General features: G+C 35.5%; 14 protein-coding genes and 1 pseudogene. 4 read left to right on the forward strand and 11 right to left on the reverse strand.

The genetic code is table 11. The features are described 5' to 3' along the window. Nucleotides 1-36: 36 nt before the first annotated feature. The 10 genes and pseudogenes from IAE51_RS02165 to IAE51_RS02210 form a co-directional block, all read right to left on the reverse strand. Nucleotides 37-972 (reverse strand): dihydroorotate dehydrogenase, encoded by a 936-nt coding sequence (locus tag IAE51_RS02165; RefSeq protein ID WP_012897964.1) that lies wholly within the window; start codon nucleotides 970-972, stop codon nucleotides 37-39. A gap of 72 nt (nucleotides 973-1,044) precedes the next feature. After that, nucleotides 1,045-1,833 carry a dihydroorotate dehydrogenase electron transfer subunit gene (locus IAE51_RS02170; protein ID WP_200094620.1) on the reverse strand — a complete coding sequence of 263 codons (789 nt, stop codon included), beginning with the start codon at nucleotides 1,831-1,833 and terminating at the stop codon, nucleotides 1,045-1,047. A 466-nt stretch (nucleotides 1,834-2,299) separates the two neighbouring features. Continuing rightward, complete coding sequence (locus IAE51_RS02175) at nucleotides 2,300-3,664, reverse strand: MDR family MFS transporter (RefSeq protein ID WP_058204796.1); 1,365 nt, start codon at nucleotides 3,662-3,664, stop codon at nucleotides 2,300-2,302. 162 nt (nucleotides 3,665-3,826) lie between these two features. Next, nucleotides 3,827-4,543: a GntR family transcriptional regulator gene (locus IAE51_RS02180; RefSeq protein WP_029344010.1), complete on the reverse strand. Its 717-nt coding sequence runs from the start codon at nucleotides 4,541-4,543 to the stop codon at nucleotides 3,827-3,829. Nucleotides 4,544-4,614: 71 nt separating this feature from the next. Continuing rightward, a pseudogene (locus tag IAE51_RS02185) lies at nucleotides 4,615-6,041 on the reverse strand (glycoside hydrolase family 1 protein). After that, nucleotides 6,034-6,588 (reverse strand): hypothetical protein, encoded by a 555-nt coding sequence (locus IAE51_RS02190; protein WP_200094623.1) that lies wholly within the window; start codon nucleotides 6,586-6,588, stop codon nucleotides 6,034-6,036. Before IAE51_RS02190 ends, IAE51_RS02185 begins: the two are co-directional and overlap by 8 nt. Next, the gene (locus IAE51_RS02195) at nucleotides 6,585-7,421 is read right to left on the reverse strand and encodes a carbohydrate ABC transporter permease (RefSeq protein ID WP_012897970.1); all 837 of its coding nucleotides are present in this window, start codon (nucleotides 7,419-7,421) and stop codon (nucleotides 6,585-6,587) included. Before IAE51_RS02195 ends, IAE51_RS02190 begins: the two co-directional genes overlap by 4 nt. After that, nucleotides 7,421-8,314 carry a carbohydrate ABC transporter permease gene (locus IAE51_RS02200; protein ID WP_080613247.1) on the reverse strand — a complete coding sequence of 298 codons (894 nt, stop codon included), beginning with the start codon at nucleotides 8,312-8,314 and terminating at the stop codon, nucleotides 7,421-7,423. The genes IAE51_RS02195 and IAE51_RS02200 overlap by 1 nt, the downstream gene beginning before the upstream one ends. A gap of 91 nt (nucleotides 8,315-8,405) precedes the next feature. Further along, complete coding sequence (locus tag IAE51_RS02205) at nucleotides 8,406-9,725, reverse strand: ABC transporter substrate-binding protein (protein WP_058211049.1); 1,320 nt, start codon at nucleotides 9,723-9,725, stop codon at nucleotides 8,406-8,408. A gap of 114 nt (nucleotides 9,726-9,839) precedes the next feature. Further along, nucleotides 9,840-10,766, reverse strand: a complete 927-nt coding sequence (locus tag IAE51_RS02210) for a 1,4-beta-xylanase (RefSeq protein ID WP_038600580.1) — start codon at nucleotides 10,764-10,766, stop codon at nucleotides 9,840-9,842. A gap of 98 nt (nucleotides 10,767-10,864) precedes the next feature. Between IAE51_RS02210 and IAE51_RS02215 the strand changes: the two genes are divergently transcribed. From IAE51_RS02215 to IAE51_RS02230, 4 genes are all read left to right on the forward strand, one after another. Beyond that, nucleotides 10,865-11,803, forward strand: coding sequence for an acetylxylan esterase (locus IAE51_RS02215; RefSeq protein WP_200094625.1), 939 nt, complete (start codon nucleotides 10,865-10,867; stop codon nucleotides 11,801-11,803). Nucleotides 11,804-11,969: 166 nt separating this feature from the next. After that, on the forward strand, nucleotides 11,970-13,181 hold the full coding sequence (locus tag IAE51_RS02220; protein WP_003132414.1) for an SPFH domain-containing protein: 1,212 nt from the start codon (nucleotides 11,970-11,972) through the stop codon (nucleotides 13,179-13,181). Between the two features lie 159 nt (nucleotides 13,182-13,340). After that, nucleotides 13,341-14,480: a TFIIB-type zinc ribbon-containing protein gene (locus IAE51_RS02225; protein ID WP_129880883.1), complete on the forward strand. Its 1,140-nt coding sequence runs from the start codon at nucleotides 13,341-13,343 to the stop codon at nucleotides 14,478-14,480. Continuing rightward, nucleotides 14,477-15,262 (forward strand): TPM domain-containing protein, encoded by a 786-nt coding sequence (locus IAE51_RS02230; protein ID WP_129880884.1) that lies wholly within the window; start codon nucleotides 14,477-14,479, stop codon nucleotides 15,260-15,262. Before IAE51_RS02225 ends, IAE51_RS02230 begins: the two co-directional genes overlap by 4 nt. A gap of 29 nt (nucleotides 15,263-15,291) precedes the next feature. Here IAE51_RS02230 and IAE51_RS02235 read toward each other — a convergent pair whose 3' ends face one another. Further along, nucleotides 15,292-15,828 carry an rRNA large subunit pseudouridine synthase E gene (locus IAE51_RS02235; protein WP_025017118.1) on the reverse strand — a complete coding sequence of 179 codons (537 nt, stop codon included), beginning with the start codon at nucleotides 15,826-15,828 and terminating at the stop codon, nucleotides 15,292-15,294. Nucleotides 15,829-16,104 lie beyond the last annotated feature (276 nt).

The raw sequence follows: 16,104 nt of genomic DNA on the forward strand, positions 1-16,104 counted from the left end.
TAAACAGGCTGTCAGTAATTTTAGCTAATAATAAAATCATTTTTTTGAGTTTTTAACTTCTTGAATCAAGTTTTCTAAGCTATCAATTCCATATTGATCCATTACCTCTGGTAATTTTTCAATGATTTTTGGACAGACAAATGGGTCAGCAAAATTGGCAGTGCCAACGGCAACGGCTGAAGCTCCTGCCATATACATTTCTAAAACGTCTTGAGCACTTTCAACCCCGCCCATTCCAATGATTGGAATGTCAACTACTTGAGCCACTTGATGAATGAGTTTGAGTGCAACTGGTTTAATTGCAGGACCCGACAATCCACCTGTGATATTTGCTAAAACAGGTTTTCGTGTTTTCAAATCAAAACGTACACCCATCAGTGTATTTATCATTGTCAATCCATCTGCTCCAGCAGCTTCAACTGCTTTTGCAATCGGAACAATGTCGGTCACGTTGGGTGAAAGTTTCACATACAAAGGCACCTTACTGACCGCTTTACAAGCTTTGACTAGCGCAGCTGCAACATCTGGATCTGTCCCAAAAGCTTGTCCGCCGTGTTTAACATTAGGGCATGAGATATTTAATTCAATGGCTTTCACATTGGGTGCATCTCCAATTTTTGCACAAACAGCCACATAATCATCTTCTTCAGAACCAGCTACATTAGCAATAATCGGAAGGTCTGGAAAATTTTCATTGAGCCAAGGCAATTTTTCGGCCATTATAACTTCTAATCCTGGATTTTGTAGTCCAATTGCATTAAGCATTCCACTCGCTGTTTCAGCCACACGGGGTGTCGGATTGCCAAAACGAGGATGAAGGGTTGTTGCTTTGACCATGATTGACCCTAATTTGTTCAAATCATAATATTTGGCATATTCTTCACCAAAGCCAAAACAACCTGAAGCTGGAATGATTGGATTTTTTAAATCAAGTCCGGGTAATTTTACTGACAGACGATTATTTTCGGTCATTTTTTCTCCTAATTTTTTGTGACAATCATCAGCTCTACTGATGATTTTTTTTATGCCGATAGAGTAGTCCAATTATAGTGATAGTTGTTTTCCAAAAAATACAGGGCCATCTTCACAGACTTTAAGGGCATGATTCTCATCTTCTTTATCATGTTCAACGCAAGCATAACATGCTCCGATTCCACAAGCCATCCGGCTTTCCATTGAAATATAAAGTCGTTCCAACTGGTCATATTTTTTTGCAACAGCTTTGAGCATGGCTGGCGCACCACAAGTATAAAGAGCGTCAACTTCAAAATCAACTTCTTCCATTAACATCCCAACATGACCTTTTGTTCCATAAGAGCCATCGTCAGTTGCAATTTTCAAGCTTACATTTTTTAGTTCAGCAAATTCCTTCTCTAAAATCTTGACCTTTTCAGAAGCGAAACCTAGCAAAATGGTCATTTGGCAGTTTTTTTCTTCAAGTTGTTTAGCCAATTCATAGAGAGGTGGAACTCCGATTCCTCCGCCAACAATTAAAATTTTATCAGTCGAAACTACTTCATCTACTGGAAAACCATTTCCCAGTGGGCCCATTACATCAATTTTTGCACCTGTTTGTAATTTTGAAATTTCATAAGTTCCACTTGTTTCGTCCCCAATTCGATAAAGAATCGTACAAGTTTTTGCGACTTTATCCCAACTGGAAATAGAGATTGGGCGACGTAAAAGCATATTAGCATTAGGCACCGCAAGATGTAAAAATTGTCCCGGCAAATCCATCTCTTCTACTAGCTCTCCTTTAAGAACCATCTCGAAAATATTAGAAGCAACCTCACGTTGGCTGACAATCGTCATCATCTCTTGTAACTTAGGCATTATTTCTCCATTCTTTATTCGGACAGAAGCTACAGCTTGCTGAACCTTCTTTTATTTATCGATAAAATACTCATGTTAATCGCATTACTGACAGAAAGTTCAGCTTACTGAACCTTCTTTTATTTATCGATAAAATGCTCATGTTAATCGCATTGCTGACAGAAAGTTCAGCTTGCTGAACCTTCTTTTATTCATCGATAAAATGCTCATGTTAATCGCATTTTACTGACAGAAAGTTCAGATTTACTGGCAACTCTTTAATTGACACAAAAAAACACTTGTAAGAGAACTTACAAGTGTACTAAAAAACTGGTAATTTACTGACAGAATAAATGCGCTAAAAAAGTTCATCTTTAAGCTGTCAGTAAACCAAATTAAATTTTCCGTATCCTTGCAAGCCTCTCTGGACTTAGTTAAAGGTTTTAAAATATTATAACGAAAAAAGTGTCATTCGTCAAAGATTTTTTTAATGATTGGCCCTAATTTTTTTCAAATTTGGGAAACTGACAATTAAACTCACGATAATCAAGATGAAAAATAGAGCTAAAATAATTGAAGTTCCATGACTTGTTCCAACTTTGAAGCCATTGAGTCCTTGGAAAATTGAAAGTGTCGTTGCGACAACTGCTGTTGCTACTGCACCGATAAATTGTTGCAAAGTATTGACCAAAGCATTTCCATCAGAAAGTTGGTCAGTAGCTAAAGTGCTCAAGCTACAAGTCATCAAGTTACTATATGAAATCCCAAGGCCTAACATCAAGACAATGTGTGCCACCAAGAGTAAAGCAAGACTTTTTGTTGGTAAAAAAACGAAGAGCAAAGCAAGACCAAGAGCTGCTAAAATCAAACCAGTCGTAATTGGTTTTCTGGCACCAATTTGGTCCAAAACTTTCCCAGAAATTGGTGCTAAAACTGCGCCAATCAAAGCTCCAGGAAACATAAATAGTCCCGCCACTGATGAACTAAATCCCGCAGAAACTTGAATAAAACTTGGTAAAACAAAAGATAGACCTAATAGCAAAGCTTGATATACTAAAAGACTGAAAATTAGCGCCACAAATCGGTGATTTTTCAAAATTCCTAAATCAATTAAACTTTCTTTGCGGTTGAATCGAACAAACAAGAAAGCTCCAACCAATCCTACAATAAAGAGTAAGGCGAAAGTCATTAAATGCTCTGCACTTAGAGCCGAAATGAAAGCAAAGAACATGATTGATAATGCAATAACTGGACAAAGCGCCAATTTCTTGGGCGTTTTTGCCCCTTCTCTTGGAAGACAAGCCAAACCAAGCACTAAAGAAATTACCACCAAAGGTAAAAGGAAAATATAGATATAACGCCAATCAAGCGAATTAGAAATAATTCCTCCATAAGTTGGGCCAATAGCCGGAGCGATGGAAGTCGTTAAAGTCCCAATCCCCATCATCATTCCTCTTTTATGAAGTGGTGCTTTAGTCAAAATCAGGTGGAACATCAGAGGTAAACCAATCCCGGTTCCCACCCCTTGTAAAAGTCGGCCAAATAATAGCATGGCAAAATTTGGTGAGAAACAGTTGGTTAAAACCCCAACTAAAAAGATAAGATTAGCGACCAAGAAAAGTTTTCTTGCTGAAAATCGCTCATTAAAATAAGAAGAGAGCGGAATCGTAATCGCAATCACAAGCAGATAAATCGTCGTTACCCATTGTATTTTTGAAGTAGAAAGTCCAAACTCATTAATCAGCGTTGGGAAAGTCACATTCATCGCCGTTTCAATCAAAACGCCAGAAAATGACAAAATCCCTGTAGCAATCACTGCCCCCAATAAGTGGAAATGGTTGTTTTTATTCATGCAATAAAATCTCCTAAAACTAAACAAAAAGAGACGAAATTATTATCCTAAAATAATAATTTCGCCTCTGTATAATTCAACATAATTTATGTTATCTGTACGAAAGTTATAACTTGTCTATTATATCTATAAATCTGATAAAATGCAAGCCTTAACTTTAATTTAGTTTTTATGCATTAGAACTGTTTCAAAAGCATATTTATCATAACGATGAACATTCGTCGAAAATTCAAAAGTTCTCCCATCTGATAGATAACCAACTTGTGAGACTAAAACAATTGGATCTCCAAACTCTCCACCTAACTCTGTCAATTCTTCATCAGTCCCTTTTCGAGCTTCAATTCTACGATGAGCACTTCCAATCGTTAAACCAAGTTCATCTTCAATATACTCATAAATTGACCCTGAACAGATTTCAAAAGTTAAATTTTTGATTAAATCAACGGGCATATAAGTACTCTCAATAACATAAGGTTCTCCATCTATCAAACGAGTACGGACAACATGGTATAAATCACTAACTTCACCTAGTCCCAATCGTTCCATTATTTCTGGCTCAGACTTTACTACCTCAAATACTAAAATTCGGCTTTCAACCACTTTATCAGCAAAGAATGCACTTGAACCCTGAAACTGATTGACCACCTTTAATTTTTCAATGTCCTCAGTACTTAATCCTTTAACAAATGTTCCACTTCCTCTTCGCTTAACAATTAAACCTTCATTGACAAGCTCATCCATTGCTTTTTTTATTGTTAATTTGGAAGCACTATATTTCATAATCATTTCCGATTCTTTAGGGAGTAAAGTTCCAGGTTTATATTTTCCCGAAATAATTTTATTTCTTACATCATTTCGGATTTTTGCGTATTTATTCAAATACCTCTCCTTTCAAAACCTTCTCTATTATTATCCGAATTATAGCACTATTTACCTCAAAAAAGAAATGTTTAATTAAATTTATCAAAGAATTCCTCAGAAAGCTCTAATACCGAATGTTCTGCTAAATTTTTAAAGTAATAAGCCGATTTTTTTAAAGTCTTTTCTTGTGTATGGATATTCACCGAAATCAAGCCATAACGATTACGATAAGAATTACGCCAACTAAAACAATCAATCGGTGTCCATAGATGAAAGCCAAAACAAGAACTTCCCTCCTCGATTGCTTGATGCAACCAATACAAATGTTCTTGAATAAATTGAATCCGATAATCATCATCAATCTGTCCCTCTTCATTCAAATAACGTTCCTCATTGCTAACTCCCATACCACATTCTGACACAAACCAAGGAATATTATCATAATTTTCTTGGATATTTTTTGCAATTTCATATAATGCTCGAGGATAAATTTCCCAACCCTTATCAACATTCATTCGAGCACCCAGCATTTGATAATTAGCAAAATATTTATTTGGTAACCAATCTATAGCTAAGCTATCTGGTGAATAATAGGGCTTTTGTGCTCGATTTGGATGATAATAGTTAACTCCAAGTCTATCGACTTTATTATTTTTTATAATTGCTAATTCTTCTTTAGTTGATTGCCAAATTACTTTATCTTTAGTTAAGATTTCAACCAATTCCTTAGGAAATTCTCCTTTGACAGAAGCATCCATGAATAGCTGATTTTGCCATAAATCCGCAATATGAGCCGCAGCTATATCTTTTTTATCCTCTGACGCTGGATAATTTGGGCTTAGATTTAATACAATTCCTATTTTACCATTAGGATTTTGATTGATTTCATGAAATTTTTGAATTGCTAAACTTGAAGCTAATTGCAAATTATAGGCTACTTGTACTGCAAGTTTTCCATCAACCAAATCTGGATAATGAAATTGATAGAGATAACCCCCTTCAACCACTACCATTGGCTCATTATGGGTAAACCAGTCACTCACTCGATCGCTAAAGAGTTTAAAACATTGCTCAGCAAATTTTACATACAATGTAATCACATGTTTATTTGTCCATCCTCCATATTTATGAAGTAAATCAACTGGTAAATCAAAATGATGTAGATTGATGACTGGGCGAATTCCATTGGCTATAAACTCATCAATGACAGCATTATAAAAGTCGACTGCATCTTGATTTACTGTCCCCTCTTCTAAATCATCAATTAAACGTGACCATTGAATGCTTGTCCTCACCGAATTTAAACCCGCTTTTTCATCAACTTAATATCTTCTCGAAAATCATTATAAAAATTACTAGCCATATCAGGACCAATACCCTGCCAAAAATGTTCAGGAAATTTTTCAAAATCATAATCAAAAATATTGGCGGCTTTCTTTTTAAACCGGCCTTCAGTTTGTGGACCACTTGTCGCCGCCCCCCACCAAAACTCTTTTGGAAATATTAATTTAGTCATTTATTTTCACTTTCTTTTTATCTAAGTGTTTAAAGGAAATATCAATCATTTTACAGAATAATCCAGGAATAAAAAATAAGAACCAAACTCGATTAAAACCAGTCAAGAAAATAGCTAAAATAATGAGCATTAAGCTATAAATTGCCATTGTCCAATTTCTCATTAGTTTTTGCATGACATCTGTAAACTTTTCAAGTCTATAATAGGTCTTGAAAATAATATATATCAAAGTCAGAACAAAATAAGCCAAACTAACCAAAATCAAAAATGTACTTAAGTTACTTAAAGGAAAATGGCTAGCCAAAATGAAAACTCCGACTGTAAAAAGAAAAATCAAATTGCTCCATTCAAATTTCAACTTAACCTCTTTTGTTCTTTCGTGATATTTATCATAGTAAGTTCCTTCAATGTAAGCAAAGGTCCTTTTAAAAGAAAAAGTTGTCCCTAAAAAAACAAAACCAAGCAGAAAATTTAACCAGAACATTAAAGAGGCTATGATTATCATATAAACCTGTTGAACAAACCAAATAAAACCTGATACTTTCATTTAACCGCTCCTGTTACCCCATTATAAATATATTTTTGTAAAACGATAAAGACAATCAAAATCGGAATAATCACAATCATAACCCCAGCCAAGATGACCGGCCATTGCACAACCGATGAACCTTTGAAAGCAAAAAGTGCCGTCGAAATGACCTGTAAACTAGGGTCTGGCATATAAAGATATGGATTATAAAAATCATTATATACACCAACACCAGAAATAATGACCATAGTTACAATCGGTGCTTTCAGATTTGGCAAAATGATTGACCAAAAGATTCTAAAGTATGATGCCCCATCTAGCAAAGCAGATTCATCTAAAGAATAAGGAATTTCTTGTAAAAATTGGAGAAAAATGTAAAGTGCAATCACATTTGTTCCAATATAAAGGATAATCACTGACCAACGCGTCCCTACTAAGCCAAGTTTATTAACTAATTGAAAGACTGCAACTTGCGAAGTAATCGCTGGAATCAACATAGCGATTGTAAATAAAGCTAAAATGAGCCTTTTCAGCCGAAATTCAAACCGATTCATCACATAAGCAAATGATGAGGAAATCAAAAGTTGTCCAACCATTGATACCACGAAAATAATCACAGTATTCTTAAAGCCAGTCAACATATTCCCTTCGGTAAAAGCTTTAGTATAATTATCTATTGAAAAATGTTTTGGCAAGGTCAATACACCAGAATTAGTAAATTCTGTCATTGATTTAAATGACCCTATAAACACGACTAAAAGCGGTAAAACTGCTACAATAGCAGCTAAAACTAATGGAATATATTTTAGAACGTCACCAATATGAAAGACTTTCTTGTTCGTTTTATTCATCATGCACCTGCTTTCTTTTTAGCATCACTTCTGTCTTGCGTTAAAATAAACTGAGCTGCCGAAACGAGGACGACAATAATCAAAAGAATAACAGCCATTGCTGAAGCTAGTCCCACTTGATTATAATTAAAAGCTGTTTGTACCGTTTGAATGACGAATGTCATTGTTCCATTTGCACCTCCTGTCATGATGTATGGCACTTCAAATACTGAAAGTGATCCCGAAACAGATAAAATAATATTCAAAAATAAGATATTTCTGATTGCTGGAATAATGATATATCGAAATTGATTCCAACGATTCGCACCATCAATTTCTGCTGCTTCATAAATTTCAGGGTCAACTGATTGAATGGCACCAAGAAAAATTAAAAAATTAAATCCCATATAACGCCAAATAGATACAAATGATAAAGAAATATTATTGATTGATTGATTTCCTAACCAGAGCGGAAGGTGATGGATTCCAAACAGATGTAAAAGAGAATCTAATGTTCCACCAGTTTTATAAAAATATAAGAACATAAAACCAATCGCTACCCCATTAAGTAAGTAAGGGAAAAATAAAATTCCTTTCCAAAAATTTGCAAATTTAACTTTGAAAGATAAAATTGTCGCAAAAAGTAGGGCAAGTCCAAGTTGCGGAAAACTTGATAAAAAATAATATAAACTTGTCTTAAAAACACCAAAATAATTGGGATTTGAAAAAACTTTTTCATAATTAGCAAATCCGAGATAGTTTGAGCTTGGCGAAATTCCGTTCCAATCGGTCAGCGAATATTGAACCATTTTCACCAAGGGATAGTAGGAAAACATTAAAAGCAAGACAATAGGGACAATAGTAAATGAAAAAATAATTAATCTTTTCTGCGCTTTTTGCGATAACTTACTCAAGATAAGAACCTCCAAAATGAAAGGTTGGAAAATAAATTTCCAACCCAGCACCTTTCTTTTTTCTAAAAATATATTTAAATTATGAAATTTTCTACTTTTTATCCGGATTATATTGTTTTACATTTTGTGACCAAGCAGTATTTAATCCATCCATAATAGAGGCAAAAGACTTCTTAGATGAGCCAACTCCTGAATCAATAATTTGTTGTTTAACAGTTTGAGTTGTACCAATTCCAACTTGCGAACCATTATTAATATTTGAGAATAAGTCTGCTTTATCTGCTGGTGTAGAACCTGCTTCAAAGAATACGACTCCATTTTTCTTAGCATCATTTAAATCTGTTGGGTAAGGTTGATTTTTCATAGCTGTCATTCCACCATTATCTTTAGCGAAATCAGATTTATCTACCAGCCAATTAACCCAATCCTTAGCGGCTTCTTGATTTTTACTGTTTTTATTAACTCCCCAGTTATAGTCGCCACCAACAAGCATATAAGTTTTTCCGTCAGGAGCGGTTTGTGGGAAGGGTTCAACGTTAATCGCATCTTTATTTGATGACATTTGAGATTGAACTTGAGGAACAGCCCATGTCGCAAGCATCATCACTGCAACTTTATTTTTAGCCATTTGCGAAACTGAAGTATTCCAATCATCTGTCGTTGGATCATGATTAATCAAGCCATCTTTAGCAGCGGTGTAAAGTGTATTGTAAATAGTATACATGGGCTGGCCTTCTGTGAAAGGTTTATCTGTTTTGGCAAGTGCTAAATCAAAGTTTGGATCTCCAGCTACTGATGAACGTTGGAAGTCCCAATCAACTAATGCCCAACCACAAGCATAGTTGGTGTACAAAGGAGTAACATCAGGTAATTTTGCTTTAATTGTTTTTAAATCTTGGATAAATTCATCCGTAGTCGTGGGCCATTTATCAATACCAGCTTTTTTGAAAACATTCCAATTAACGACAAAACCATTTGCATTGACTTCTGAAGGAAGTCCGTATTGTTCTCCTTTGTAAGTACGGTCTTGTAGACTAGTATATTTCTTTTCTAAATCCTTGGTTTTACCTAGTGAGCTAAAGAAATTAGGATAGTCTTTTGGTGCAACTGCTGCTGGAATCGCAACGACATCACCAAAATTTTTCGATGACATCCGTGTTTGCTCTGTTTGGTCATAGTTATTTAAGGCTTGTTCTTTAATAGTGATGTTAGGGTATTCTTTATTAAACTCAGCAATATACTTTTTCCACATTCCATTGGAGTGCATGTCAGTTTTTTGGTTAACAAAGGTAATGGTTGCCTTGATATTCTTTCCAGTCCCCGACGAGGAGGTTTTGCTACCGCAAGCTGCAAGCGTTAGTGCTGCCAAACCCATAATAGCGAGTGAACCAAAAATATACCGTTTTTTCATGATGATTTTCTCCTTATCCGCTTTTTTGTAAGCGTTTTTATTTTATGGAATAAGTATATACTTTTAAAATATTTTTGTCAACACTTTTTTTGATTTTATTACACTATACGTTTTTTAAGGTTTATCATAATAATCTTTGATTAATTTTTCAGCTGGTTTGTTGTAAAAAGCATAATCTTTGTCAAATCTTGCCTGATCCTCAGAATAAACTTGAGCTTTCCAATCCCAGAGACCAAAACCTAAGACAAAATCCACCTTGGCACAAGCGGTGAGCATTCCTTTATAATACCGCGTTTGAGCTTCAAGATTTACTTCTCCTTTGATGGTCCAATCATTTGGCAATAAATCTCCACCATCAATACTTGGAGCACCTGCTTCACAGAAGAAAAAAGGTTTGTCATATTTTTTTATGACTTTTTCGATTCGCCTTAGCTCTTTATCCCATTGATCAAAGGGATAATATCCAGAACTTGAAATGACGTCAACTGCATCCCACCAAGTCAAATGATTTTCTTGGTATTTGTCACAATTATAAGTAATCAAACCTTTATAAATCTCACGAACATCGTCAATCAACTTCCGCCATTCTTTTTCTCGATGGTCTGAGCTAACGAGCTCACAGCCTACAACAAACATTGTAGCTCCACATTCTTGAGCGATTTTAGCATAATGAAGCTGAAATTCAGTATAAGCTGCAAACCAATCTGACCATTTTGGTTCACAAATAACATCAATATCAAAAAAATTAATATAAGCTCGCCAAGTGCCATCGGTACAATTAATCATTGGTTTTAAGATGACGTCTAGTCCCAGACTTTGAGCATAGCGAATTGTCGCTTTTACTTCCTCATCTTTTGGTGGCATAGTCTGCCAATTAATGCTTGTTGTGTGAGCATTTGCTTGCTCAGCTACAATGGTTAAAACAATCGTATTAATATTTGTTCGTTCTTTCAGAATTTTCATCGACCGCTGAGCATTGCAATTATTTAACTCTCCTGGTTTAGCATAGTATCCAAAACTTGCTGCTTTGATTGCTTTCATTTTTCTTGCCTTTCTCTTATCAAAAGTATATACTTATATTAAACAAAATAAGTGTAAACCTTTTCAAAAAGAATTGCAAGACTAAATCGGAGAGTATTATGGCAAAAATAAACAATTGGCAGGATTATCAAGGAAGTTCACTTAAACCAGAGACTTTTGAAAAATTTTGGGATGAAAAAATTAATTTGGTTTCGAATCATCATTTTGAATTTGAATTAATAGAAAAAAATCTTTCCTCTAAGGTAGCAAAGTTTTATCATTTATGGTTTACAGCTATTGATGGAGCTAAAATTCATGCTCAGTTAATTGTTCCCAAGAATTTGAAAGAGAAATACCCAGCCATCTTACAATTTCATGGTTATCATTGCGATAGTGGGGATTGGGTCGATAAAATAGGGATAGTTGCCGAAGGGAATGTAGTTCTTGCGCTTGATTGTCGAGGACAAGGTGGTTTAAGTCAAGATAATATTCAAACTATGGGGATGACAATGAAGGGACTCATTGTTCGAGGAATTGATGAAGGGTATGAAAATCTCTATTACGTTCGCCAATTTATGGACTTAATAACTGCAACCAAAATTTTATCCGAGTTTGATTTTGTTGATGAAACAAATATAAGTGCACAAGGTGCTTCTCAAGGTGGAGCGCTTGCCGTTGCTTGCGCCGCACTTTCTCCTCTTATAAAAAAGGCGACTGCCACTTACCCCTTTCTTTCAGATTATCGCAAAGCTTATGAGCTTGGTGCCGAGGAATCTGCTTTCGAAGAACTTCCATATTGGTTTCAGTTTAAAGATCCACTTCATCTAAAAGAAGACTGGTTTTTTAATCAGTTGGAATACATTGATATTCAAAATTTAGCACCAAGAATTAAGGCTGAGGTCATTTGGATCCTAGGCGGCAAAGATACTGTTGTTCCTCCGATTACGCAAATGGCGGCTTACAATAAAATACAAAGTAAAAAATCTCTCTATGTCTTACCTGAATACGGCCATGAATATCTTCCTAAAATTAGCGACTGGTTAAGAGAGAATCAATAAATTCCGACTTTAGTCTGATTTTAGTAAATTTTCAAATAATTGATAGGTTTCGTCAGAGAAATTTGATATAATTAAGTCAAATAGCTGAGCTATTCACTAAAGGAAAGGAAGGCAAATTCATTCTCTAAAATTTTGTTTTGAATTGAATTTGTTTGTAAAAGAATACATGGGAATTATTAAAGCTGCAACAGGTTCACTCGGTGGGGCGTTGGCTGACCAATGGCTTGAGGTCATTGAGCCAAATGAAATGTCAGACCAAACGGTTTTCACTAAGGGAATTAAAGTAAGAAAAGATGCAAAACGTGGTTCTAATCGTAAAGGAACCGAAGACGTAATTACTGACGGTTCTATCGTTCACGTTTATGAAAACATGATGATGATTCTTGTGGATGGTGGTAAAATTATTGATTACACCGCTGAACCTGGATATTATACTGTCAAAAACGACACTGCGCCAAGTCTTTTTAATGGTGATTTGCGTGATTCAATTCAAGAAAGCTTCTTCCGTTTCAAATTTGGTGGAACAACTCCTCAAAAACAAGAAGTTTATTATGTCAATCTTCAAGAAATTAAAGGCATTAAATTTGGAACAGCGACACCTCTTCAATACTTTGATAATTTTTATAATGCAGAGCTTTTCTTGCGTACACATGGAACTTATTCAATAAAAATCACTGACCCTCTTGCTTTTTACGCAAACGTCATTCCTAAAAATGCTGACCATGTCGAAATTCAAGAAATTAATGACCAATATTTGGCTGAATTTTTAACGGCTTTAAATACGTCAATTAACCAATATTCTGCTCAAGGCGAACGGGTTTCATTCTTAACTTCAAAAAGTATGGAGCTCAGCAAATACATGGCCTCTGTTCTTGATGAAGATTGGAAACAGTTGCGAGGAATGGAAATTGTTTCCGTTGCTGTCGCTAGCATTTCTTACACTGATGACAGTCAAAAATTAATTAACATGCGTAATCAAGGCGCAATGCTTGGTGACCCTTCTATCCGTGAAGGTTTTGTCCAAGGAGCTGTTGCTCGTGGTCTTGAAGCCGCTGGTTCAAACACTGGTGGTGCGACAAATGCCTTTATGGGAATGAATATGGGTGGACAAAATCTAGCTGGTTTTTCACAAACTAACCAAGCTCAAATGCAAGCCCAAGCAGAGAACAAGGCCGATACTTGGACTTGTCCTGAATGTAATACTAAAAATACCGGTAAGTTCTGTTCAAATTGTGGGCAAGCGAAACCCTCAGCAACTCCTGTTATGCCTGAATTAAATATGGCTTGTAACGAGTGTGGAGCAGTCGTTAATTTGGCGAATGGTGTTCCTAAATTCTGTCCTGAATGTGGTAAGCCTTTTGTTGCCAAAGCGCTCTAAGACATGTAAATAATGATTTAAGATAAAGTAGTTCTAACTTAGGGCTGCTTGTCTTTGCGTATTTTTAAGAATTTATTTCTGATGAAAATTCTTTTAGTTTCTAACTGAATTTCCCCTGCTAAATAAGCAGATTTCATAACTTAAAAGTAAGGAGTAACGATGAGCGAAAGCCAAGTTCTTACACATAAATGTCCCAATTGTGGAGGTCCACTGCTTTTTGAACCCAAAAATCAAAAATTTCACTGTGAATATTGTGGTTCAACATTTACGGAACAAGAAGTTTCTGATTTCGAGGCCAAGCAAGAGGCAGCAAAAGTTACTGACAGTCCTATCAGCTCTGTCAGTAACGCTGAAACGACTGACGAAACGGAAAAAATTACTGACAGCGACCAAAAAAGAGCTGACGAAAACACTGACGAAGAAATTGGACTATTTCTCTGTCCATCTTGTGGTGCAGAAATCGTCACTGATGCGACAATTGCTTCAACTTGGTGCTATTATTGTCATAATCCGGTTGTTCTGACCGAGCGATTGTCTGGTAAATTTCTCCCCGAAAAAATTCTCCCTTTTCAAATTGAGAGAAAAGCGGCTGAAGAACAATTTTTAGACTGGGTGGGCAAGAAAAAATTTGTTCCCAAGGCCTTTTTTGACAAAAAACAAATTCAAAATCTATCAGGCGTTTATTTCCCCTATTGGGCTGTTGATGCTGAATTATCTGGCGGTATTTCGGCGCAAGCCACCAATTTACGTGTTTGGATGGTTGGCGATACCGAGTACACTGAGCATTCTCAATATGAGATTCAGCGGGGCGGAGAGACAAAATTTAAGGATTTAATCAAAAATGCCTTGAAAAAAAATCTGTCAGACAAGATGGTTGGCGCCGTTCAGCCTTTTGATATGACTGCTGCTATTCCTTTTAAAAATCAATATCTTTCTGGCTTTTTAACTGAAAAACGAGATATTGAATTCCCTGATATGAAAGAAAATGTTGAACGGGAATTTCGTCAATATGCTGACGGATTAATGGAATCAACAATTGTCGGTTATACTTCTGTCAGTAATTTACAAAGTAATCAGCAGATTAAAAATATCGATGAAGAATACGTTTTACTCCCAATCTGGCTGGTTACTTATAAAGAAGCTGGCAATGACCGTCTCTTTTATTACGCGATGAATGGTCAAACTGGTAAAGTAGCCGGACTTCTACCCATTGATAAGAAAAAACTTTGGACAGTTGCCATTGGAATCTTTATTCTAGTGCTTCTTCTTGGAATTATTGTGGGGTATTTGCTATCATGAGAAAAAAATTAGTCATTCTTTCTTTATTTTTCCTAAGCTTCTTCTTTTTACTCATTGCACCAAAGACAGCAGCGGCGACGTTCTCATCAGGAGTTGAAGATAATCTTCAGCTTTTAGGTGGAAATGTAACCCTCCTTGAACAAGAAGCTCAGAAATTGGCCAATGAAACAAAAGCGGGTGTCTATGTTGTCACGACAGATAGCTCTACCCCTGCCAGTCAAATGGCAAAAACTTATCTGGCTGATAAAGTAGGCGCTAAAAACAACGGTGTCGTTTTGGTCATTAACATGAACTTACGTAAAGTTTATATTTGGGCAACAGGAAATCTTAAATACTACTTGCCTTCAAGTCGAATTGAAAAAACCTTAGACATTGTCCAACCCGAATTGACTGACAATAATTATTATCAGGCTGTCAGTGGATTTTTTGACCAAGTTTCTAAATATTACCAAGCAGGAATTCCAACATCAAGAAAGTATTCTATCAATTCCGAAACAGGAGCTGTAACTTTCCATCGCAGCTTTCAACCCTTATCAATTTTGATTGCTCTTATCATTTCTTTGATTGCAGCTGGTGGCTTCGTTTGGACCATCTATCGTCGTTACCAAATGAAAGATGCTCATGCCGTATGGCGTTACGATTACGGCCGAAATGGTAATTTAGAACTTCATCAACGTGAAGATATTTTAGTCAACACATTTATAACTACAAGAATTATCCCTCGTCCTTCTTCTGATAACAATAATTTCAGTGACGGTTCTGGTGGCGGACGTTCTTTCTAAATAAAAAGGAATCACAAAATGATTCCTTTTTATTTTTGAATAATTTTATATTCCCCAGATTTTAGATTTCCCAGTGAATATTGACCAATTGACCAACGAATTAACCGAAGCGTTGGGAAACCAACCGCTGCCGTCATTCTTCTAATTTGCCGATTTTTTCCTTCTTTGATTGAAATTTCAACCCAGCTAGTCGGAATTGCCTTTCGTTCACGAATTGGTGGAGTTCGTTCCCAAAGCCAATCAGGTTCATCAATTAATTTTACTTTCGCAGGCAATGTTTTTCCATCTTTTAATAGAAGACCTTTTTGCAACTTTTGCGCTGCTTCTGACGAAAATTCTCCCTCTACTTGAACCAAATAAGTCTTGTAAGATTTTGATTTTGGGTCTGTCAGTAAATGATTGAGCTTTCCATCATCTGTCAGTAAAAGTAGACCTTCACTATCTTTATCCAATCTTCCAGCAGCATAAACATTTGGTATTTTAATATAATCTTTTAAAGTTTTCCGCCCCTCTCCGTCAGTAAATTTTGTTAGTACATCATAAGGTTTATTAAATAATATAATCATAATTTTTTTGCAAAAGTTCATCTTTCTCAAATCTATTTCTATTAATTATTTTACCAAAAAAAATAATTATTAGCTTACAAACAGAGTCATAGCTAAGACTGATGGAGGAATTTTAATTGATTTACTGCTTTAAGACCAATAATAGAATAAAATATTAGAATATTTAATATTAGTATAAGCCCCTAATAAAATAATAAAAAACTCCCGTTTAAAATGAAAGTTTTTTATTTTAGAGTAAAAGGAAGTTTTTTACTAAGCATTCGTTTCTTCTCTTTT

The sequence above is a fragment of the Lactococcus sp. S64 genome, from assembly GCF_016516525.1.
GTDB lineage: Bacteria > Bacillota > Bacilli > Lactobacillales > Streptococcaceae > Lactococcus > Lactococcus lactis.